At 72.8% G+C, this 22,684-nt stretch carries 14 protein-coding genes and 1 pseudogene; 6 read left to right on the top strand and 9 right to left on the bottom strand.

Features of this window, described 5'->3' with window-relative positions:
* Positions 1-108 precede the first annotated feature (108 nt).
* Genes ACFY1T_RS17745 through ACFY1T_RS17735 form a run of 3 tightly spaced genes read left to right on the top strand, consistent with a single transcriptional unit; the run spans position 109 to position 4,975 of the window.
* Complete coding sequence (locus tag ACFY1T_RS17745; protein WP_390788963.1) at positions 109-3,462, top strand: CHAT domain-containing protein; 3,354 nt, start codon at positions 109-111, stop codon at positions 3,460-3,462.
* On the top strand, positions 3,459-3,965 hold the full coding sequence (locus tag ACFY1T_RS17740) for a hypothetical protein (protein ID WP_390788962.1): 507 nt from the start codon (positions 3,459-3,461) through the stop codon (positions 3,963-3,965). The genes ACFY1T_RS17745 and ACFY1T_RS17740 overlap by 4 nt, the downstream gene beginning before the upstream one ends.
* Positions 3,962-4,975 (top strand): hypothetical protein, encoded by a 1,014-nt coding sequence (locus ACFY1T_RS17735; protein ID WP_390788961.1) that lies wholly within the window; start codon positions 3,962-3,964, stop codon positions 4,973-4,975. The genes ACFY1T_RS17740 and ACFY1T_RS17735 overlap by 4 nt, the downstream gene beginning before the upstream one ends.
* A 156-nt stretch (positions 4,976-5,131) precedes the next feature.
* On the opposite strand, the gene ACFY1T_RS17730 is transcribed toward ACFY1T_RS17735, so the two are convergent.
* Both ACFY1T_RS17730 and ACFY1T_RS17725 read right to left on the bottom strand, forming a co-directional pair.
* Positions 5,132-6,151 carry an MASE1 domain-containing protein gene (locus ACFY1T_RS17730; protein WP_390788960.1) on the bottom strand — a complete coding sequence of 340 codons (1,020 nt, stop codon included), beginning with the start codon at positions 6,149-6,151 and terminating at the stop codon, positions 5,132-5,134.
* A 99-nt stretch (positions 6,152-6,250) separates the two neighbouring features.
* On the bottom strand, positions 6,251-7,585 hold the full coding sequence (locus ACFY1T_RS17725) for a PP2C family protein-serine/threonine phosphatase (protein ID WP_390789132.1): 1,335 nt from the start codon (positions 7,583-7,585) through the stop codon (positions 6,251-6,253).
* Positions 7,586-7,855: 270 nt separating this feature from the next.
* Between ACFY1T_RS17725 and ACFY1T_RS17720 the strand changes: the two genes are divergently transcribed.
* Positions 7,856-10,336: a SpoIIE family protein phosphatase gene (locus ACFY1T_RS17720; RefSeq protein ID WP_390788959.1), complete on the top strand. Its 2,481-nt coding sequence runs from the start codon at positions 7,856-7,858 to the stop codon at positions 10,334-10,336.
* Between the two features lie 19 nt (positions 10,337-10,355).
* On the top strand, positions 10,356-11,090 hold the full coding sequence (locus tag ACFY1T_RS17715) for a CPBP family intramembrane glutamic endopeptidase (protein WP_390788958.1): 735 nt from the start codon (positions 10,356-10,358) through the stop codon (positions 11,088-11,090).
* A 14-nt stretch (positions 11,091-11,104) separates the two neighbouring features.
* Here the strand turns inward: ACFY1T_RS17715 and ACFY1T_RS17710 are convergent, their stop codons facing one another.
* The gene (locus ACFY1T_RS17710; RefSeq protein WP_390788957.1) at positions 11,105-12,802 is read right to left on the bottom strand and encodes an alpha/beta hydrolase; all 1,698 of its coding nucleotides are present in this window, start codon (positions 12,800-12,802) and stop codon (positions 11,105-11,107) included.
* A gap of 222 nt (positions 12,803-13,024) precedes the next feature.
* Between ACFY1T_RS17710 and ACFY1T_RS17705 the strand changes: the two genes are divergently transcribed.
* Entirely contained in the window at positions 13,025-14,362 is a 1,338-nt protein-coding gene (locus ACFY1T_RS17705) for a diacylglycerol/lipid kinase family protein (protein WP_390788956.1), read from the top strand.
* A 100-nt stretch (positions 14,363-14,462) separates the two neighbouring features.
* Here ACFY1T_RS17705 and ACFY1T_RS17700 read toward each other — a convergent pair whose 3' ends face one another.
* From ACFY1T_RS17700 to ACFY1T_RS17675, 6 genes and pseudogenes are all read right to left on the bottom strand, one after another.
* Positions 14,463-16,307: a SulP family inorganic anion transporter gene (locus tag ACFY1T_RS17700; RefSeq protein WP_390788955.1), complete on the bottom strand. Its 1,845-nt coding sequence runs from the start codon at positions 16,305-16,307 to the stop codon at positions 14,463-14,465.
* Between the two features lie 13 nt (positions 16,308-16,320).
* Positions 16,321-19,041 (bottom strand): cation-translocating P-type ATPase, encoded by a 2,721-nt coding sequence (locus tag ACFY1T_RS17695; protein ID WP_390788954.1) that lies wholly within the window; start codon positions 19,039-19,041, stop codon positions 16,321-16,323.
* Positions 19,042-19,107: 66 nt separating this feature from the next.
* A complete protein-coding gene (locus tag ACFY1T_RS17690) occupies positions 19,108-20,097 on the bottom strand; it encodes a polyphosphate kinase 2 family protein (protein WP_390788953.1) in 990 nt (329 codons plus the stop codon).
* A gap of 175 nt (positions 20,098-20,272) precedes the next feature.
* Positions 20,273-21,703 carry an MFS transporter gene (locus ACFY1T_RS17685; RefSeq protein WP_390788952.1) on the bottom strand — a complete coding sequence of 477 codons (1,431 nt, stop codon included), beginning with the start codon at positions 21,701-21,703 and terminating at the stop codon, positions 20,273-20,275.
* A gap of 83 nt (positions 21,704-21,786) precedes the next feature.
* Positions 21,787-22,122, bottom strand: a complete 336-nt coding sequence (locus tag ACFY1T_RS17680; RefSeq protein WP_390788951.1) for an antibiotic biosynthesis monooxygenase family protein — start codon at positions 22,120-22,122, stop codon at positions 21,787-21,789.
* A 16-nt stretch (positions 22,123-22,138) separates the two neighbouring features.
* Positions 22,139-22,384: pseudogene (locus ACFY1T_RS17675) on the bottom strand (ECF transporter S component); the annotation flags it as partial.
* Between the last annotated feature and the right edge of the window lie 300 nt (positions 22,385-22,684).

Raw genomic sequence — 22,684 nt, 5'->3', positions numbered from 1 at the left:
GCGGGGCGCGGTGGCCTCGATCGGGTGACGCGGTTCGGGCGGCCGGTTCCCGCAACGGCGGGCCCCTGGCCTGGTCGTCGACCTGCTTCCCCGCGAAGGGTTCATGCGATGCGGCTGCGCGGCCGGGAGCGGCCTTGGCGCTACGAGGACATCCAGGCGCTCCCCACCCACCTGCACGACCGCGGCTGGCGCGCGGCCCGGCTGGCCGCGGCCGCCGTACCGCTGCTGATCGTGGTCCGGCAGGGGCCGTCGGACCCGTGGTCGGCCCCCGGCGTCCTGCGGTTGCTCCTCGCCGTGCTCATTCTGGTGCGCGTGCTGACCGGCGAACGGCGCATGCGGGCGATCAGCCGGGCCGTGAGGCGCCGTCAGTGCCGCACCGAGGCCCTGCTGCTGTTGGCGGGGACGGGACTCGCGACGCTGCTGCCGCCGGGCAGGGCGGCTCCCTCCCCGGGTGAGGCGGTCGTGTCGGTGGCGGCGGGCGCCGCGGTCACCGTCTTCGGCTGCCTGCGCGAGTTCCGCACGTGGCCGCAGGTGGGGGGAGTGTCGTCACCCTGGGTACGGGGCTTCGGCCGCCTGCGGACGTGGTCCTGCCACGGCTGGACCCCGGCTCTGATCGCCGTGGTCCAGCCTGACGCCGGCGCGCTCCTGCCCGCGGCGACGGCCATGACCGTTCTGGAGATCGGCTTTGCCCTCATCGCGCTGCGGAGCGGCGACTGGGCCCTGCGCGCGGACGCGGCGGTCGCGCTCCTCACGACGCGGATCGCCCGCGACCGTTTCCCCCTCGGCCTCTACGCGATCATGCACGAGCGGTGGTGGGAAACGACGACACGCCCACCGCACCAGCCCGACCTGGCGCTGTGGGAACTGTGGCTGCGCCACCGTGAACTGCTGTCCTCCCGCACGGCATACGCTGCCGTGCCGATGGTCTGGCGGCCCGTGAGCGCCGTACCCGCCTCGGAGGGGGAACCGTGGATCAGCGCCGCCGAGGCGGCCGCCGAGTCGCTGCGCCGGCTCTGCCACCAGCACGTCGGACTGGACTCCACCCGGCACCGGGAACTGTGGACCACCGCCCGGATCGTCACGGCGATGACCGCGATGCTCCGCGCCGAATCGAGCTGCGTCACGGGGGAGTTCGACTACGCACTGCGCAACCGCCTCCACGCCGCCGAGCTGTACGCCGCCGCCGGCCTCGAGGGCAACGCGGCAGCCGCCCGCTGCCTCGCCGCCGACCTGCTGCTCTTCGACCTGCAACGCCCGGAAGAAGCCCGGCACGAGCTGGAAAGGGTCGCCGACACTCCGAATCCGCCCAGGGCCGTGGCCTGCCTGGCCCTGGTGCTGAAGGCGGCGGCGGGCGACAGGGACGCGGGCCGCGCCGCCGCCCGCATGATGCCGCTCGCACTGCGGTCCGCCAAAGGGCTCTTCGACGAGCTGCCGACCTGGCTGCCGTTCGGCAGCCACCTTCATCAGGAGATCGCATTCGTGCGGTTGGTCGAGCAGCGCTTCGCCGGCATCGCCGGCACGCTCGGTCCGGGCCGTCCCGCCCAGGCCCGGGCGCGCAGCATGTACAGCACGTTCCCGGACCGCCACGAGATGCCCGGCGCCCATGACCTGCGGCAGGCGCTCCAGCACGCGCGGGAGTTGCAGGAGAGCGGATCCCCCGCCGCACGGGGCATCGCCGAGGACGTGGCCACCGTCGCCCGCTCCATCGGCGATCTGCCCGGCGAGGCGCAGGCCTGTCGGCTGCTGGCCCGGCTCGCCGAGACGGAGCGCCGCTGGCCGGACCTCACCGCCGAACTCCTGGCCGTCGTGGACCTCGTCGAGCGGCTGCGGGAACGCGTCAGTGACGGCGACACCCGGATCGACCTGGACCTCACCCCCGCCTGCGCGCAGCTGATCGAGCTCATCGTCGACGGACGGGCTTCCCGCCTCACCCCGGCCGACGCCCTCGAGCTGGCCGAACGCAGCCGGTCCCGGCTGCTGCTGGAGGTGTTCGGCTCCTCCGTGTCACCGGAACTCCCGCGGCAACCGGCGAGGTTGCACGAGCGGGAACGCCGGATGGAGCAAGGGCGGGTACGAGGCGGAGTCCTCCCGCGTCCCGGCCGGCCCTCCTCCGCGCACATGGACATCCACCCGGCCCATCAGCGGCGGTACCGGGCGGCCCGCGAAGCGGTCTGGGCGGAACTGGAGGCGTCCGGGCCGCTCGGCGCGGCCTACGCCAGGCACCGGCGCGGAGCACCGGCCACCCACGGGGAACTGCGCGCGGTGCTGCCGCCGGGCGCCGTGCTCTGTGAACTCGTCCGCCGCGGCCCGCGGATGCTGGCGCTGGTGGTGCGCGCCGACCGCCCGGCGCCGGTGGCCTTCGCGGTGCCGCTCGACGAGGACCCCGACCTGCTGTCCCTGCCCTCACCGGACGGTCCGGCCCGTTGGGGTGATCCGCTGCGGCCGCTCCTGCGGGCGGTGGCCGAGCACGCCGCACCCGGAGAGACCCTGTGGCTGGTGCCCGACGGCCTCCTGCACGGTCTGCCGCTGCACGCGGTGGAGGTGGACGGGGTCCCGCTCGGCGAGCGCAATCCGCTCTGCGTCACCCCCAGCGCCTCGCTGCTGCGCCATCGGCTCGGCCGTGACCGGGAGTCGGGCGTCCGGCGGGCGCTGATCATGGCCGATCCGGGCGGCGACCTGCCGCACGCCCGGGCCGAAGCCCATCTCGTCGGAGCGCTCCTGCCCCAGGCCGAGGTCCACACCGGCGGATCCGCGACCCGCAGCCGGCTCCTGGAGAGACTCGGCGGGGAGCCGTACGACGTGCTCCACCTCGCCTGCCACTACGGCATCGACCACGCGGAGCCCTCCGGGTCGGCGCTCCGTCTGGCCGACGGGCGGCTGACCGTCGAAGACTTCCTCCCCGTACGGCTCGACGGCTCCCTCGTCGTCGTGAGCGGATGCGAGACGGGGGGCCAGCAGTACCGCAGGGGCAACGAGCTGATCGGCCTCACCAGGGCGCTGCTGCATGCCGGGGCCCGGGCGGTGGTCGTCAGCCAGTGGGCGGTCAACGACGTCTCCACCGCGCTGCTGATGGCCGGCTTCTACCGGGAGCTCGGGCGGGGCCGCCCCGTCGGCGCGGCTCTGTCCGCGGCGCGCGGCGGTGTGCGCAGGATGAGCTTCCGCGACGCCGTCGCGCAGTGCGAGCGGCTGCGGAACCTGTCGGAGAACCGGCAGATCGCCGTGCGGCTGGGGCACGGCCTCGCCCAGCTGCGACTGCGGGCCGGCGATACGGCGGGGGCCCTGGAGGAGATCCGGAGCCTGCTGCCGGACACCGGGCACGGTTGCGAAGAACACCGCGCCCTCACCGACTTGAAGCGCCAGGTCCGGTTCCAGCACGGTCGGCTGAGCGCCGACTACGCGCTGCCCGCCTTCGCTTCCCCTTTCTTCTGGGCACCGTTCACCCTGGTAGGAGACTGGCGATGACACTCGGCGAACTGACCCTGGCACCCGTCACCCCGTTGACCGAAGCGGTGGCGGACGGCGGCTACGTCATGACGGTGGACGAGGAGGGCCGGCCCACCGCCCTCGGCAGGCTGGACGACGCGGATGCGGGCCTTCCGCCCGCCGTGCTGCTGCCCGCGCCGATGACCATGTCGGCGTTGTGCACCGGCGCTGCGCTCGACCTGCTGGCCCTCAACCCGTACGGCGCTCTGGTCCAGGACGACGATCGCACCCTGGGCGTGCTGGAACGGCACACCGTCTCCTCGTACCTGGTCACCCTGTCGGCCCGGGGCACGCTGCGCAGCGACACCCCGTCGCCCTCGGACGCCGTTCTCGCCGGTGCCTACGCCACCCCCGTCGCGCGGGTCGTCTGCCACTGCGGCCGGCTCACCACACTGACCGCGTACGACCCGGACTTCCCACCGGTCTGTCCCGGCCCGGTGCCGCGGGCCACGCCGCATCCGCTCGCCATCAGGGCGCAGTGAGCGGGATGTTCACGGCGACGCTGGGCGAGGCGGCCCAGTTCGCGGGGCGCCGGTTCGTCCGCGTCGTGCTGCTGCCCAGCCTGGTCTTCTGCTCCTTGCTGGCCTGCGTCGCGCTGGTCGCCGGAGGGCAGCGGCCCGGCGCCGTTGTGGCCACCTGGACGTCCCTGCCCGTCGAGGCCAAGGCGCTGCTGGTGGGGGGCTTCCTGACCGCCGTCCTGCTCGTCTCCGCGCTCTTGGACTCGGCCCAGTCCGCGCTGCTGAGGTGCGCGGAAGGGTACTGGGGCCCGATCGCGGACCGGTCGCTGGGCCGGTTCGGACGCCGCTGCCACCGGCTGCGGCTGCTGAGGTGCGACGACGGACCGGCGCAGCACCTCTACCCGCCGGGATCACGACCGCACGAGGTGAGGCCGACCCGCCTGGGGAACATCCTCAAGGCCGCGGAGCTGTACCCGCAGCTGCGCTACGGCATCGATGCCGTACTCGTCTGGCCCCGTCTGTTCCCACTGCTCCCGGACGGGTTGCGCGGAGCACTGGCGACGGCGCGGGCGGAGCTGACCGCGCTCCTGGTACGCGCCGTCCTCTGCTGCGCCTTCGCCGTAATCGGGGCCGGTTGTGCGGCGGCCCGGGGCGGCCCGCCGGCCCTGCTGCCGTGCTGCCTGTGGGGCGGCGCCCTGCTGGCCTGGGCGTCCTACCGGGGCGCTCTGAACGCCGCGCTGGTGTACGGGCAGCACGTCCGGGTGGCTTTCGATCTGCACCGCACCGATCTCCTGGAGGCGCTCGGCGAAGAGCGGCGCCCCGGTCCGGACGCGGAGCGGGAACGCTGGCAGCGGCTCTGTCTGTTCTGGCACCGGGGCATTCCCACGGATCACGAGGTCCCGCCCGCCGAGAGCCCGCGGACGGCTCCCGACGTTCCGGACGCGTGGACGGGATCGGCCATCTCGCTGACGCAGCTGGGCTTGGCGGTCGCGGCCGCCGCGGGGCTCGCGGGGGCGCTGACCCCGCACGTGTGACGCGGTCGGTCACGGATGCCGTCGATGTCGACCGGCACGTCCCGCGGGCCGCGGAAGACCTGGTTGCGCCGCTCCCGCGCCGGCCGCACGCCGTACGGCAGTTTCACCGCGTCCTCGCTCAGTCGGAGCCCGTGGGCGTGGCGTCCGTGGGGCGCATCATGTCGGTCTGCCGGTTCGTCCGCCGTCCGTTTCCGTCCCGTTCCCGCCGTCGGGGAGCCTCGGGTGGTGGCCCCCGCCGGCGGTGGCCTTGGCGACCATCTCGGCCAGCAGGCCGCAGGCTCGCGCGATCTCCTCCTGGGTCTGGTTGCGCTGGCTGACGGTGGCCGCGACCAGCAGCGCGGTCAGCGAGGAGGAACCGTTGAACGCCTGGAGGGTGATCATGTTGGTGAGCAGGTCGTGGCCGGCGAAGGGGCCCGAGCCGCGGGCGGCGGCGACGATGGCGAAGGTCGACACGGACAGGGCGCAGAGCGCGGCCCCGGCCAGCTGGAAGCGGAAGGCCGCCCAGATGAGCAGCGGGAAGCCGAGGAAGATGAGCGGCGTACTGCTGGTCTCGAGGAAACCGACGCACACCGTGGCCGCCACGAGCAGCAGCCCCTCCGCCCAGCGAGCCGGCCGTGCGCCCTTCGGCCAGCGTGCGAAGCGAAGGACGAGCAGGACGGGCGTCACCACCAGTACGCCCATCGCGTCGCCCGTCCACCAGACCGACCACGTCGGCCAGAAGTCCTCGGCGCTCAGCGCACCGGCGAGGGCCAGCGTCCCGCTGCCCACCGTCGCGCTGATCAGCATCCCGGTGAGCGCGCCCAGGAAGATCAGCCCCATCGCGTCCCGCAGACGGTCCAGTTCCGTACGGAACCCGGTACGACGCAGCAGCACGTACGAGCAGACGGGCGCGAGGGTGTTTCCCGCGACGATCGCGAGGACGGCCGGGATCGACGGGCCGAGCGGGACGTTGACCAGGAACGCGCCCAGCGCGATCCCGGGCCAGACCCGCAGACCGCACAGGAGCAGGCTCGCCAGGGCGATGCCGGTCGGCGGCCACAGCGGTGTGACCTGGCCCCCCACCAGTTGCTGGATCAGTCCCAGCGTGGCCGAGCCGTAGTACAGCGCGGCGACCGCGCACATCTCCAGGGCGGCCAGGCCGGCCCGCCGGAACCGTTCAGGCCGCGCGCCGGTCATCGGGCGACACCTCCGCATCGACATCGTCCCGAAGCCCATCATCCGTCCGATCCCCCCGATCCTCCACGGCACCGTCACCCCGGACCCGACGCACGGGGATCAGGGGTGCGGGGTGCGCAGGGCGAGGATGGCCAGGTCGTCGTGACCGTCGCTGGGGTGGTGATCGGCCAGGGCCTGAACGAACTCCTGGAGGGGCAGGGCGGCGTACAGGGTGGCGAGATCGGTGAGCCGGTCGAGCCTCTCGTCGATGGGGTGCTCGGGGTGTTCGACCAGCCCGTCCGTGAAGAAGACCACGGTGGAGTCCGGGGGAAGGAAGCGGGAGTGGTCCGGGCGGGGCTGCTCGGGGTCGACCCCGAGCGGTACCCCGGGCTCGGCGAAGAGGTACTCCACCGGGCGCCCGGGGGTGATCAGCAGAGGTGGGACGTGGCCCGCGGTGCTCCAGTGGAGCCGCCAGCCCGGCGCCTCGGGTTCGATGCGGGCCAGGGTCGTGGTGGTGACGGGATTGCTCGTGATGGCGTGCAGGGTGCGGTCGAGCTGGGCGAGGATGGCGCTGGGCGGGTTGCTCTGGTCGAAGAGCAGGGCCCGCAGCATGTTGCGGGTGGACGCCATGGAGGCCGCGGCCTTCAGATCGTGGCCGACCACGTCGCCGATGACGACCGCGACGACGCCGTCGGCCAGCTGGATGGCGTCGTACCAGTCCCCGCCGAGCTGGCTGGGCTCGGCGGCGGGCCGGTAGATGGCGGCGGCGGTAAAGGGCCGCAGGTCCGGCAGTGTGGGCAGCAGCAGCCGCTGGAACTGCTCGGCTCCGAGGCGCACCCGTTCGAACAGGCGAACCTTCTCGATGGCGATTCCGGCGGCACTGGCCAGGGCGACGACGACGTTCTCGTCGTGGACGTCGAAGGGCCGCCCGTCGCGCCGCTCGGAGAGGTAGAGGTCCCCGTAGATCTCGCCGCGGACGTTGATGGCGACGCCGAGCAGGGTGTGCAGGTGCGGGTGGCCGGACGGGAACCCGACGGACGAGGGGTGGGCCGAGATGCCGTCGACCCGCAGGGGCTCGGGATGGTGGATCAGGTGCCCGAGGACTCCCAGGCCGCGGGGCAGACCGGTCCCGGCCAGATCGGCGCGTTCCCGTTCGGACAGGCCGGCGGTGATGAACTGTTCCAAGTGCTCGCCCGACTCATTGAGTACGCCCAGTGCCCCGTAGCGGGCGCCGACCAAGTCCATGGCGGTGGTCACGATCCGGTGCAGCACGTCGGTCAGCTCCACCTCCCGGCTGATGGACACCACCGCGTCCAGCAGGCCCTGGAGCCGGTCCATGGCGGCCAGCAGGGAGCGCAGTTGCTCGTCGATCCTGCCCAACTCGGTGCGCAGACGTACGTGCAGGTCGGGAAGGTGCGGCTGCCCCGGCTGCTGCGCTTCCCCGTCTCCTGCCATCACGAACGCCCGGTGCTCCTGACACGACCCTGATCAATCGGGACCACAGCGTGGCACGGCGGCGCGGACAAAACACTCATTACGCCGAAGGCGGCACGCCACCCCCCAGGCCCCTCGGGGCGTGCGGTGGGCGACCTTCTGCCGACGTACGGCGGCGCGGTGATACTGAAGGTGAGCCGACTGCCCGTCCCGTGGTTCGTGGTCACTCCGGGTGGTCGCTGTGGTAATGCCCGCTGTGCGGTCCGTTCGGCAGGTCGAAGGGTGGCAGCGATGGACGCACCGGCGCCTGGTTCGGGCGAAGCGCCCGAGGACCCGTTCGCGCTGCACAACTCCGCCTCCGCCGTTCTGGACGGCCGCGGCAGGGTCGTCGGCTGGAGCGGGCGCGCACAGGAGCACCTCGGCTACCCGCCCGAGGAGGTGCTGGGCCGCGCGGCCTCGGAATTCCTGTTCGACCCCGGTGACCGCGAGGTGGTCCTCGAGGCGGCGGCCGCCTGCGAGCGCGACGGGGGCTGGTCCGGCATCCTGCCCGTCCTGCACCGCAGCGGGCGGCGGGTGGAGCTGGGCTTCCGGGCCCGCGCCGTCATCCGCGCCGGCTCGGCGCGCGAGTGGTTCCTCGTCGTCGCCCCGGCGGAGGAGGTGCTCCGGTGGGAGACCGACCGGTCGGTCCTGGACGGTCTGTTCCGGCGCTCACCGATCGGCCTGTCCGTCCACGCCCCCGACCTCAGCGTCCTGCGGATCAACCGGGCCCTGGCCCGGTTCACGCAGCTTTCCACGGCGGAGATCCGGGGCCGGCGCATCGGCGACTTCCTCATCGGCCCCGACGTGAAGACCATCGAAACCCGGCTGCGCCGGGTGCTGGAGACGGGCGCCCCGCTGATCTTCACCGAGCAGCCCTGCCGCCTGAGGAGCGACCCCGACCACGAGCGGGTGGTCTCGGTGTCGGCGTTCCGCATGCAGGACCCCTCCGGCGGGACCCTCGGAGTCACCCAACTGGTGGAGGACGTCACCGATCGCTACCGGGCACGGCGGCGGCTCGCCCTCCTCAACCGGGCGAGCACCAGCATCGGGACCACACTGGACATCGGCCGGACCACCCGGGAGCTGGCCGACGTCGCCGTCCCCGACCTCGCGGACGCCGTCTCTGTGGATCTGCTGGAGTCGGTGGCCCGGGGCGAAGAGCCGGCCCGGGAGGCGGGCGGACCGGTCCGGAGGATGGCCGTCCATTCGGTCGTGACGGAGGCACTGCGGGTCATGCACTCCGCAGGCGAGCTCTTCCACTTCGATCCCCGCACCCCGCAGGCCAGGTGCCTCGCCGAGCAGAGCTCCATCCTCGAGCCGGTGCTCCGGACCAGCCCCGGCTGGTACTTCAGGGATCAGGAGCGCAGACGGCGCGCCCTCGGTCTCGAGGCCCACTCGCTGATCGTCGTACCGCTGACGGCCCGCGGCGTGCTCCTGGGCCTGCTCAGCCTGTGGCGGGCCGAGCGGCCCGAGCCGTTCGAGGCGGACGACCTCACGCTCGCGGAGGAATTCGCCGCGCGGGCCGCCCTGTGCATCGACAACGCCCGCCGCTACACCCAGCAGCACCAGGCCGCGCTGACGCTCCAGCGCAGCCTGCTGCCGCAGGCTCTGCCCGAGTACAGCGCGGTCGAGGTGGCGCACCGCTATCTGCCGGCCGATCCCGCCACCGGTGTCGGCGGCGACTGGTTCGACGTCATCCCCCTTTCCGGAGCCCGCGTCGCCCTCGTCGTCGGCGACGTCGTCGGCCACGGCCTGCACGCCGCGGCCACCATGGGCCGCCTGCGCACGGCCGTACACACCCTGGCCGGCCTCGACTACGCTCCGGACGAGGTCCTCTCCCACCTGGACGACCTGGTCAACCGCCTGGCGGCCGAGCAGGAGCCCGGCGACGGACACGCGCCGGGCCAGCAGATCGTCGGCGCGACGTGCCTCTACGCGGTCTACGACCCCACCTCCCGGCGCTGCACCCTGGCCCGGGCGGGTCACGTGCCCCCCGTCGTGGTGACCTCCGACGGCACGGTCGCCGTGCCCGACCTTCCCGAAGGGCCGCCGCTCGGCCTGGGCGGACTTCCGTTCGAGTCCGTCGAGCTGGAACTCGCCGAGGGGAGTCTGCTGGCGCTCTACACCGACGGCCTGGTCGAGGCCCGTGGTCTCGACCTCGACGAGGGACTCGCGCGGCTGCGGGAAGCGCTGTCCCGGCCCGGCCGCTCGCTGGAGGAGACCTGCACGGACGTGCAGGACGCCCTGCTGCCCGATCACCCACCCGACGACGTCGCCCTGCTGCTCGCCCGCACCCGCGTGCTGGCGCCGGAGCAGATCGCCTCCTGGGAATTGCCCGCGGAGCCGACCGCCGCCGCCCGGGCACGGCACCTGACGGAGACCACACTGACCGGGTGGGGCATGGAGGAGCTGGCCTTCACCGCCGAACTGGTCGTCAGCGAACTGGTCACCAACGCCTACCGGTACGGCGGCGGCACGCCGTTGACCCTGCGGCTCATCCGCGACCGCAGCCTCGTCTGCGAGGTCTCCGACCGCAGCAGCACCGCTCCGCACCTGCGACGGGCGCGCACCACCGACGAGGGCGGGCGCGGTCTCTTCCTGGTGGCCCAGCTCACCGAACGGTGGGGCGCCCGCTACACCCGGGACGGCAAGACCGTCTGGACGGAGTTCCCGCTCGCCGCGGCAGCGCAGGGGGACCCCGCGGCCGCGCAGGACCTCGTGCTCAACCGGTGACGACACCAGATGGGTTCCCATGACCCGCAGCACCCGCGATGACGCGGCGCCACGTCGACGGCCGATCGGCACCTGGCCGGCCGTGGGAGTCACGGTGGCCGTCCTCGTCGCCGCCAACCTGGCCCTGCACCGCTGGTCGGGCCTCTGGGGCGTGGTGACGTCCCTCGTGGTCAGCGCCGTGCTGCTCGGTGTGCTCCGCCGGGCCGGCGGCACCCTCGAGGACGCGGGGCTGGCACGGGGCACGCGGGCCCGCGGTGCCCGCTGGGCACTGGCCCTGATCGGCCTGGTGGCCGTCGTCTACCTGGCCGGGGCCCTGCTGCCGGCCACCCGGTCGCTGTTCGAGGACCGGCGGTACGCCGCGATGGACGGCGGCGAGGTGATGCTCCGCGTCTTCGTGCTGGTCCCGCTCGGCACGGTCCTCGTGGAGGAGATCGCCTTCCGCGGGGTGCTCTACGGTCTGGTCCGCCGCGACCGCGGGGCCGTGTGGGCGACCGCCGTGTCGAGCCTGCTGTTCGGCCTGTGGCACGTACTGCCCTCGCTGCGCCTGGCGACCGCGAAACCGGCCGTGACCTCGGTCGTCGGCCAGTCCGGGACCGGGGCCGTCCTGGCGGTCCTGGGGGCGGTGCTGTTCACGGCGGCGGCGGGCGTCCTCTTCTGCGAACTGCGCCGCCGCAGCGGCAGCCTGCTGGCGCCCATGGGCCTGCACTGGGCGGTCAACGCGCTCGGCTACCTCGTCGGTTTCCTGCTGCGCTGAGCGGCCCGGCGGGGTCACTTCGGCGGCGGCGAGACGACGTCCTTCAGCCGGTCCAGGTCCTGCGCGGTGAACCCCTGGGGCCGCATGACGGCGTTCCAGGCATCGACGTACGAGGCCTTGTACGTGTGACCGTGGCCGTCCGGCACGCCCGTGGAGAACGGCAGGTCGGCGGTGACCTGCCAGAAGGTCACGAACGGGATCCAGACCATCGCGCCGAGCACGTCCGAGCCGGGCCGCTCGCCGATCCAGTCGGGCTCGGAGAGGGCCAGTCGGGGGCTCCACCAGACGATCGGATCGGACGGGTGCATCAGGTAGAGCACCCGGGGGCCGTCCCACGGCCGGTCCGTCGGAGGGATGCCCGCGGCCGGGTCGTCGGTGAACCGGACGGTGCGGCCGGCCCGGTAGACGGGCTCGATCTCGGGGCTTCCCGTGTCGCGGTGGTCGCTGAACTCGCGGAACAGGGTGTTGAAGTTGGGCGGGCCGGCGAACACGGTGCCGGCGGTGCGGTTGCGCAGGTCGGCCTCCCCGCTGAAGGCCGTCTCACCGCCGAACGAGCCCAGGCTCTCGCCCGCCACGAACAGGCGCGGACGCCGGTCCTGGGGCAGCTTGGACCACTTGTCGTAGACCGCGTCGAAGAGGTCGCGGCCGGCCTCGCGCGCCTTGGACTGGTCCACCAGGTACGACATCCAGGACGGCAGGTACGAGTACTGGATCGCCACGCTGGCCGCGTCTCCGTCGGCGAGGTACTCGAACGAGTCCACGGCGGCGGGATCGACCCATCCGCTGCCCGTGGTGGTGATCACGAGCAGGTTCTCGCGCCCGAAGCCGCCCGCCCGTTCGAGGTCCGCGACGGCCCTGCTCGCCCGGGCCTCCGTGTCGCCGGCGGTCTCCAGCCCCGCGTAGGCCCTGATGGGCTCCCGCGCCGGACGGTGGGTGAACGCGCCGATGGTCTGGGCCGACGGCCCGCTGCCGGTGAACGCCCGGCCCTGGTAGCCCAGCGAGTCCCACGGCACCAGCGAGCCGGGCCCGCCCGAGCGCAGTGTCGACGTGGGCTGGTGCACGCCTTCCGGGGTCTGCGTGTCACGCAGCGAGAACGCCTCGTTGGCCGCGTTCACGATGCCGCTCAGCAGCAGTCCGGAGAACGCGGCCCACGCCAGAGCGGCCACCAGGAGCCAGCCGACCACCCGCGCCGCGCGCCCGCCGATCCAGCGCCCGAGCTGACGGGCGGCCCACCGGTACAGGGCCCGGAGCCCCCGCCCGGCCAGGAGCAGCAGCAGGAAGACGGCAGCGGCGACGAAGGGGCAGGCGACGGTGGCCAGGACATCGGGGTCGGCGACGTCCATGAGGCGGCGGATCTCGTGCTGCCAGTACTGGCCGAGCCCGAACGAGACGCCGAAGAGCACGATCGCGCTGACGAGCAGGGCCGGCCATGACCTGCGCGAGGGGCTGCGCGCCTGTCGGTCGGCGAAAGCACGCCACACGTACGCGGCGACCACGCCCAGCCCGTACCCGATGGCCGCGCTGATGCCGCAGACCAGCCCCTGGAGTACGCCTCCGCGGGGAAGCAGCGACGGGGTGAAGGACAGGCACGCCAGGAGGAGGGCGCCCCAGCAGCCCGGCAGCGTCAGGCGCAGCCGCCGGTGGCGCGTGCGCGGTGCCGGCTCCTCGGACGCGGACGCGGACGCGGGGACCGGCGGGGAGTCAGCGGTCATGGGTGCCTCCGCGGTCATGGTCCCAAGGCCCGGCCGGTCCTGCCATCCGGCGCGGCGGCCGCGGACCGGGTCCGCGGAGGCAGGCCGCGCGGGGTCGTCCGCCGACGGCCGTGGCCGGCCGTGGTCGGCCGTGGTCGGCAGGCCGCGCGGGGTCGGCGCTCGTAGCCTGAAGTGGGTGCCGGCTCCTGTCCGGCGGCCCGTGAAGCGGCGGGAGGTGCTCCCATGAGCAGGCGTTGGACCGCACGTCTGGCCCTGGCGACGGGGCTGGCGGCGCTCGTCGTGCTGGTGGTGTTCGGCGGCCTCGCGAGCCTCCTGCTGATGGCGGTGGGGTGGGCCGGGCTGGTCCTCACGGCCGCCGGCGGCTGGTGGATGCTCACCCACACCGGGTGGATCAGGGTGCTCGCCGGGCTGCTCGCGGTCGGCGCACCGCTCGCCGTCCTCCTCCTGTACTCGGCCGCCGGACTGCTGTGGGTCGTACTGGTCTCGCTCGCCCTGTGGGCGCTGGCCGTCGCCGCGGGCAGCGCCGCCCTCGCCGAGGACGCCCCGGGCATGCCGGAGCACGCCGCCGGCCCGGCCGAGCGGCCCTTCCTGATCATGAATCCGCGCTCGGGCGGCGGAAAGGTCGAGAAGTTCCGCCTGGCGGAGCGGGCCAGGGCCCTGGGCGCCGAAGTCGTCGTACTGGATCCGGCGCGGCACCAGGACGTGGCCGAGCTGGCGCGGCAGGCCGTCGAGGACGGGGCCGACCTGCTGGGCGTCGCGGGCGGGGACGGCACGCAGGCCCTGGTCGCCGCCGTTGCCGTGGAGCACGACCTTCCGTTCGTGGTCATCAGCGCCGGCACGCGCAACCACTTCGCCATGGACCTGGGCCTCGACCGGCAGGATCCCTCCCGCTGTCTGGACGCCCTGACCGACGGCGTCGAACTGCGCGTCGACCTCGGCTACATCCACGAGGGGGAACCGGCGGACGGGAACACCGGGCGGGTCTTCGTCAACAGCGCCTCGTTCGGCGTGTACGCGGAAGTCGTGCAGAGTCCGGCCTACCGCGACGACAAGGCCGGCACCATTTTGGAGATGCTTCCGGAGCTGCTGACCCACGGCAGCGGCTCGCGGCTGAGCGTCCGTGCCGATGCGCTGGTCCTGAACGCTCCCCAGGCCGTACTGGTGAGCAACAACCCTTATCAGAAGGGTGATTCGGCGGGGCTCGGGCGCCGGGAGCGGCTGGACTCCGGCCGGCTGGGGGTGCTCGGCGTCGAGGTCTCGAACGCCGCCGAAGCGGCGGGGCTGCTGCTGCACGGCAGGCAGGGCCGCGGGCTGACCGCCGTGACCGCCCGCGAGGTCGTCGTCGACGCCGACGCCAGCGCCATCCCGGTCGGTGTCGACGGCGAGGCCCTGGTGCTGTCCACTCCCGTGCACTGCCGCATCGCGTCCGGCGCCCTGCGCGTGCGCGTGCCGCGGCACCGTCCCGGTGTGCCGCGGGCCACGCCGCCGATGGACTGGGGCCGGGTGCGGCGGCTGGCGCTGACCATGGGACGGACCGCGGCGGGACACGGCGCCGCCTGACCGGCGGCCGCCGGGCCATCGCGGTCCTTCCGCCCGGCCATCGCGGTCCTTCCGCCCGGCCCGTGGTCACTTCCCGCCCGTGGTCGCTTCCCGCGCGGGGTCACTTCCCGCCGGTGGGCGCGGGACCGGTGGACCCGGGTTCGGGCCCGCCGTCGGGACCGGTGGACCCGGGGTCGGGTCCGTCGGGCGGTCCGGCGGGCATCCCGTCGGGGTCGGGAGACGTCCACCGCGCTCCGGTGCGCAGACGGAAGGCGGCGACGGCCGCCTCCACCGTGGGGAAGAAGTGCCGGGGGTCGATGGTCCGGGTGAGTTCGTACCGCTCGATCTTCCGCCGCACGGGGTCCTTCATCTCGGCGAACACGAGGTGGACGCCTTCCGCGTTGAGCGCCTCGTCGAGCTCCTCCAGCACATCGGCGGCGGTCGTGTCCACGTCGGTCACGGGCTCCGCCGCGACCACGATCCAGCCCGGCCGCGGCTCCGCGCCGGCCAGCCGCCTGACCTCGTCCCGGAAGGCCCTGGCGTTGGCGAAGAAGAGCGGGGCGTCGAAGCGGTAGATCACCAGACCCGGCAACCGCTCGGCCTGAGGATAGGAGCGGATGTCGTGATAGCCCTCCAGGCCCCGCACCCGCCCCAGCACGGTGTCGTACGGCCACCAGGCGCGCCGGAAGACGTTGAGGACGGACAGGCCCACGGCGATGGCGATCCCGGGCAGCACGCCCAGCAGGGCCACGCCGGCGAAGGCGGCGAAGCACAGCAGGAACTCCGCCCGGCCCTGCCGCCACAGCCGTACCGCTCCGGGTACGTCGGCCAGGGACAGTGACGCGGTGATGACCACGGCGGCCAGGGCCGGCTGGGGCAGGTCGCGGAAGAGACCCGGAGCCAGCACGAGCATGAGGACGATGAGCGCCGCGCCCACGACCCCGGTGAGCTGGCTCCTGGCCCCCGCACGCTCCGCCACCGCCGTCCGGGACCCGCTGGTGCTGACGGGGAAGCCCTGGAAGAGGGCGGCCGCCAGGTTGGCCGCCCCGACGCCCGCCATCTCCTGGTTGCCGCGGACCTCCTGCCCCGTACGGGCCGCGAACGCGGACGCGTTGGAGATCGTGTCCGCGAGGGAGACCAGGGCGATTCCCAGGGCGCCGCCGAGCAGCGGCGCGAGGTCGGCGAGCCGCACGTCGGGGATCGTGAACGGAGGGAAGCCCTCGGGCAGCACCCCGACCAGGCCGACGCCGTGCTCGTCCAGGTCGAAGGCGGCGGCCGCGGCGATCGCCAGCACCACCATCACGAGCACCGCGGGGACCTTCGGCAGGAAGCGCTGCAGGACCAGGATCACGGCGATCCCGCCCAGGCCCACGGCGGCGGCGGCCGGCACCGTCGCCCCTTCGGCGATCTTCCGCACAAGGCCGACGCACTCGCCGATCAGGTCGTCCGCCTCGACCTTGAAGCCGAGCAGCTTGGGCAGCTGGCCGATCAGAATGGTCAGGGCCAGGCCGTTCATGTAGCCGATCATCGTCGGCTTGGAGATCAGGTCGGCGATGAAGCCGAGCTTCGCCACCGAGGCGAGGATCATGATGGCCGCGACCATGACCGCGAGCATCGACGCCAGGGCGACGGCCCGGCCGGGATCCCCGCCGGCGGCCACCAGGGGCAGCACGGTGGCGGCGATCATCGGCCCCAGCGAGGAGTCCGGGCCGAGCACCAGGATCCGGGAGGGGCCGAACACCGCGTATCCGAGCATGCAGAGGACGGTCGTGTACAGGCCGGTGATGGCCGGCAGGCCCGCCAGCTCCGCGTACGCCATGCCCTGCGGCACCAGCAGCGTGGTCAGGACGACACCCGCGACCAGGTCCTTGACCAGCCACTCGCGCCGGTAGGACGACACGGCGCGGATCCCGGGAACCGCCCGGAAGCGGGAGAGCACCCCGCGGCCGTCGTGCCGGGTGGTCACGGACGGGCCCTCCTCAGGCGGTCCTGGCCCGGCGGGCCGTGAACTTGCCCAGTTCCCACAGCACCAGGAGCACGAGGGCGGACAGCAGCGCCCAGCCGAACTGCCGCGCGTCGATCTCGGTCGTCCCGAGGATGCGCTGGAAGCCGTCCATCTGCGTCACCAGCACGGAGAGCACGAACTGGGCCAGGGCGACCCAGTTCATCTGCTTGCTGTCGAACGTGGAGGGAGTCAGCACGGACTCCGTCTCGCTGCGGCATTCGAACGCGGCCACGATCAGACAGAGCGAGAAGGCCGTGAACGCGATCGACTGGCCCGTGGCGACGCTGTCGTAGCGGATCCGGCCGAGCTGGATCAGCCCGAGCAGGAGGACGGTGATCGCCAGCCCGCCCAGTCCGACCGTGACGAGTACGGGCCGCGTGAGCACCGATTCCCCGCGCGGGCGGGGCCTGCGCCGCATGAGTCCGGCGCTCTCCCGGTCGAAGCCGAGCGCGAAGCCGAAGGAGGCGTTGACGACGAAGTGGATCCACAGCACCTGCGGCGGGGTGAAGGGCTCGCCCGCGGCGATGTTGAAGACGGTGGCCCCGAGGAAGGTCAGGACGAACGTGACCAGCAGGAGCAGCACGAACCGGATGTACTTGGTGAGGTTGTCGTAGATCGTCCGGCCCTGTTCCACGGCGTAGACGATGGTGGCGAAGTTGTCGTCGGAGAGGATCATGCGGCCGGCGTTCTTCGCCACGTCCGTGCCGCTGCCCATGGCGATGCCGATGTCCGCGGCCTTGATGGCGGGAGCGTCGTTGACACCGTCCCCGGTCATCGCCACGACCTCGCCCTTCTTCTTGAGCGTGTTCGCGAGCAGGACCTTGTGCTCGGGGGCGACCCGCCCCACCACGCCGATGCCCTCGATGCGGGAGAGCTGCTCGTCCTCGCTCATCGCGGCGAAGTCGGCGCCGAGGACGGCCTCGCCGGGGATGCCGATCTGCCGGGCGATCGCCGCCCCGGTGGTGACGTCGTCCCCGGTGACCAGGCGGACGCGGATGTGCGCCGCCTGGGCGTCGGCCACCGCCGCCTTGGCCTCCTCGCGGGGCGGATCGACCATGCCGACGAGGCTGGTCATCCGCAGATCGGTGACGTACGAGAGCAGGTCGCCCTCCGGGTCGAAGCCGGCCGGGTCCAGGTCACGGGTGGCCGCGGCCATCACGCGGCGGCCCTCACCGCCCATCCGCTCGCTCGCCGCCTCGGCCCGGCCGAGCAGTCCGGCGTCCCACGGCACCGTTTCGCCGGCGGCGAGCGCGGTGGCGGCCCGCGCCATCACGGCCGGGGCCGCCCCCTTGACGAAGCAGCGCACCACCTGCCGCCCGGAGGCGTCGGCCGCCGAGTGGAAGGTGGCCATCAGCTTGTACTCGGGGTCGAACGGGAGGGTGGCGAGCCGGGGAAGGGCGTCCCGGGTGGCGTCGGTGTCCAGACCGGCCTTGTGCGCGAGAACCAGCAGCGCGCCCTCGGTGGGATCGCCCACCACCTTGCCGCCCACCAGCTTGGCGTCGCTGGCCACCACGTACGGCAGGATCGCGTCCTCGATGCCCGCGGCGGACCCGGCGGCGTGGTGGACCTTCCCTTCCAGCCCGTAGCCCGTGCCCGACACGGTGTACCGGTCGGTGGGGCTCAGCACTTCGACCGCGGTCATCTGGTTCATCGTCAGGGTGCCGGTCTTGTCCGAGTTGATCGCGGACGTGAACGCCAGCGTCTCGACCGAGGGCAGCTCCTTCACGATGGCGTGCCGCTTCGCCAGGTTCAGGCTCCCGACGGACAGGATCGCCTGGGTCACCGTCGGCAGCGCCTCGGGGATGGCGGCGATGGCCAGCGACACGGCGCTGACGAACAGGACGTCCCACGCCTGGTCCCGCTGGCGTCCCAGGGCGAACATCACGATCATCGTGAGGCCCGCCGCCGCCGTGATCCACAGGGTCAGCCGGTCGAGTTCCTTGGTGAGCGGCGGCACTTCCTTCTCGGTGGCCGAGAGCATTCCGGAGATCTTGCCGAGCTCCGTGGCCGCGCCCGTCGCGGTGACGACCATGACGCCGCTGCCGTGGGTGACCGGCGTGTTCATGAACGCCGTGTTGGTCTGGTCGCCGGGCGACAGCCGCCTGCCCGCCAGCGCACCGGTGTCCTTCGCGGCGGGAACGCTCTCCCCGGTGAGCGCCGACTCGTCGATCTGCAGGGCGCTGGCTTCGATGAGACGCCCGTCCGCCGGCACCTGGTCCCCGGCTGAGATCAGCACGACGTCGCCGTCGACGAGCTGTTCGGCGGGGATCTCGGCCTCCCGGCCGTCCCTGCGCACCCGCGCCGTCGCCTTCATCATCGACTTCAGCGCGTTCATGGCGCTTTCGGCCTTGCCCTCCTGACGCAGGCCGATGACCGCGTTCAGCAGGGTCAGCACGATCAGCAGGATGGCGGTGGTCCACTCCCGGATGGCCAGCGAGACGATCGCCGCGGCCAGGAGCACGATCTGCATGTAGCTGCGGTACTGCGCCAGGAACCGCCGCCAGGCCGGCGTACGGGCCTCCTCGGGCAGCGCGTTCGGGCCGTGCGCGCCCAGGAGTTCCGCGGCCCGCGCCGCGGACAGACCGGCCGACGGATCGACACCGAACGCCGCCACGACCTCCTCGGGCGAGCGCGTGTACCAGCCGTCCCCGGCAGCCCCGGGCTGTTCCGCCGCGGAATCCGACCGCACCGTCATGGTTGTGCCTCCGATCCGGGGCCGCGGACGCATCCGGGCCGGTCGCGCTCCGTCCGAGGAGGGTCGCTATCCGCGCTTCCCGCCCGGCTTCCTCCCGTGCCCGCCGCGCCGGTCCGCCGAAGCGTGCCGGGCGGCGTACGGGTCGGCCGGGGCCCCGGCCGGGGCCTCCCGCTCCAGGGCCCGCTTCGTGACGAGCAGGTCCTTGCGCGCCTCCTGCGCCACCTCGGGGTACTGCGGGTCGATCTCCATCAATGTGTGCGCGAGGACGGCCGCCGCGCAGATGCGCGCGAACCACTTCCGGTCCGCCGGCACCACGTACCAGGGCGCCCACCGCGTGCTCGTGGCGGACAGCATCTCGGAGAACGCGTGCTGGTAGTCGTCCCACCGGCGCCGCTCCCGGACGTCGGCGGCGGAGAACTTCCAGTTCTTCTCCGGCAGGTCGATCCGCTTCAGGAAGCGGGTGCGCTGCTCCTCCTTGGACAGGTTCAGGAAGATCTTCACCACCTTGAACCCGTTGTCCGTGAGATAGCGCTCCCAGCGGTTGATCTCCCGGTAGCGCCGGTCCCAGATGTCCTCGCCGAGCACGTGCTCGGGAAGCTTCTGCCGGAGGAGGACCTCGGGGTGGACCCGTACGACGAGGACCTCCTCGTAGTGCGAGCGGTTGAAGATGGCGATCTCGCCGCGCGAGGGCAGCCGGCGGGCGTACCGCCACAGGTAGTCGTGGTCGAGTTCCTCGGCGGACGGCACCTTGAAGCTGCTGACCCGCACGCCCTGCGGGTTGACCCCGCTCATCACGTGACGGATCGTCCCGTCCTTGCCCCCGGCGTCGAGCGCCTGGAGACAGAGCACCACGCCGTACGTGTCCTGGGCGGCGAGCCGCTCCTGGTACTCGGCGAGCAGGGACACCCCCGTACGCAGCAGCTCGGCGCCCTCCCGCTTCTTCATGCCGGCCTTGAAGCGCGGGTCGAAGTCCCGGTCCAGGCGCACCTTCGACCCCGGCCGTACCCGTAGCGGCTCGATGAAGTCCGCGATGCGTTCGGCTCTCTCGTCCGACATCACCCGTCACCCCTTCTCCGGTCCGGGTCCGGTGCGGCAGGCGGCGCCGAGCGCCGTGCGGACCGACGCTCCGCCAGGATCGGGACGTGTCCCTCGTGGTCATTCTGTGCGCCACTCGACAAGATCGCCCTCCGGACGTACGCCGACGGAGGCGGACCGGCGGCCTCCTCGCGCTCTACGACGAGGGCGGGGTGGCGAGCCCGGGGGCGGGGCCCGGCGCCGCGCCCGGGGCAGGCTTCCGCGGAAGGAGCACCGCGGCGGCGAGCCCGGCGAGCCCGATCACGGCCAGCGTGATCATCGCGGCGGCGTAGGCACCACTGGTGAGGCCGGAGACGAGGATGGTGCCGGCGATCGCCGTGCCGAGGGAGGAACCGAGGTTCGACACGCTGCGGGAAAGGCCGGAGATCTCGCCTTGCCGCTCTTCGGGGAAGCTCGACTGGACGACGTTGACCGAGGGGGTGAGCATCACGCCGAGGCCCAGTCCGATCAGCAGGAGTCCGGGAGTCAGGGCCCACGGGTTCGGGGAGCCGCCCGCCATCGCGATCAGGATGACGATGCCGGCGACGGTGACCACGAAACCCGTCATGATCAGGGTCCGCTGGGACCAGCGCTTTGCGAGGCGCTCGGCGGCGAGCGAGGACGCGAGCAGGCCGAGCGTGGCGGCGGTGAAGATGACGCCGGTCTGGACGGCGTCGTAGCCGCGCACGACCTGGAGGTAGGCCGCGATGGTGAACGAGGAGCCCATCAGCAGCAGCCACTGGACGTTCTGCGTCACGAGACCCAGGTTGGAGGTGCGGTCACGGAACAGGCTGGTGGACAGCAGGGGTTCCTTGCCCGCCCGCTCCTTGGCCCGTACGGACCGGAAGAACCAGAGGAGCACGAGGGAGCCCAGGACGAGCAGCCCGACCATGAGCCAGACGTTGTTGTCGGCCGCGAGGATGCCCATGACGAGGAGGACGAGCCCGGCCGCCGACAGGACCGCTCCGGTGGTGTCGAAGGAGCGCGTCGGATCGGGCGGCAGGGGGTCCTCGAGGTTCCGGCTCAGCACGATGATCACGACGATGACCAGGGCCTGGAACACGAAGGCCGCACGCCAGCTCAGCCACGAGGTGATGAGCCCGCCGATCAGCGGCCCGGCGGCGGCGCCGATGCCGCCCAGCGCCATGATGACGCCGAAGGCGCGGGCCCGTGAGGTCAGGTCCGTGAAGATGAGCGTCGTGAGGATGTAGACCGGCGGGATGAGCAGGGCCGTTCCGATGCCCTCCAGGATCGAGTTCCCGAGGATCAGTACGCCCAGGCCCGGGGCGGCGGCGCTCAGCAGGGCGCCGACGCCGTAGACGACGAGGCCGACCAGGAGGCAGCGCTTGCGGCCGTAGCGGTCGGTCAGCTTGCCGCCGGGGATCATCAGCGCGGCCATGACCAGCAGGAAGATCGTGATGGCGATCTGCACACCCTGCACGGTGGTGTCCAGGTCCTCGCTGATGTCGTTGATCATCACGTTCATGTTGGACCCGGCGAAGCTGCAGATGAACTGCGCGAGCGCCAGCGGAGCGAGTACGCGCCGCTGCGCGCTGGACGGACGCTGCGGGGTTCGTGTCCCGGCCACCGGCCTCACCTCGATGTCTGCCTGCTCCAGCGTGCGCCGAACCCGGCCCCCGTGCACCCCGTCGGCCGGGACGGTCGGGACGTCTAGCCCTTGGGGTGGGTGGAGACGACGTGGAACAGGCGGGGCTGGACGTCACTGGCGATGGTGGCCGCCTGGTCCATGTGGACGCGGGCCTTGGGGTTGGCCAGCATGGCGCGGTAGTGCTGCTCCGACTCCCACTGGGCGTAATTGATCACGCTCTGCCCGTCCTGGCTGGCGTGGAAGTTGGCGCAGATGAAGCCGGGCTGGTGCTTCATCGTCTCCTCGGTGGCCTGGGCCAGCAGGGCGATCAGCTCCTGCTGGCGCTCGGGCGCCACCGTGAAGACGTTGATGAGCGTGGCCACGGGGCGAGTCGAGTCGATGCTCGCGGTAACGGTCATGGATCTATTGCTCCCCTTACGAACTCCCGCCGTTTCCTCCCGCGGCCGACTTTCCCCCGATCGGAGGCGGGGCGGGGTCGAAGCGGACGGGAGCCTGGAAGCGCGCCTTGCGGGCCGCGCGGCGGAACGTGGTGAGGACGGCCTGGCCCGCGAGGGTGATGCAGACGAAGTTGGTGACCGCGCGCCCGGTGTCCCAGCCGAGGGAGGTCGCGAGGTCGAAGGCGAGGTGGCGGTGGAACTGAAGCCCGGGCCGTAGACCAGGCCGGCCAGGACGAGGACGAAGGAGACCGTCTCGGTGACGAGGAAGGGCCAGAAGAATGCGACGACGGCCGTTCACGGTTGCAGGTCAGCGCCGGATTCCCACCGGCTTCCCCCAGTCGTGCGTGCATTCGGTTGTGATCCCCGGCCGTGGTGGGCCGGAGCAGAACGCATCGTACGGCCTGGAGAGCGGAGCGTGGCCGCGAACTCCGATCCGGACCGCCGACGCGGGCAGCACGGCGGGGCGTGACGACACCACTCGTCACGCCCCGCCTTTCCCCGGCTGCCGGGCACCCTCTGCCCG

Origin of the sequence: Streptomyces sp. NPDC001194 (assembly GCF_042896985.1) — a bacterium.
Taxonomy (GTDB): Bacteria; Actinomycetota; Actinomycetes; order Streptomycetales; family Streptomycetaceae; genus Streptomyces.
Note: the sequence above shows the minus strand (reverse complement) of the source record. Positions and strands in the feature narration are given on the sequence as shown.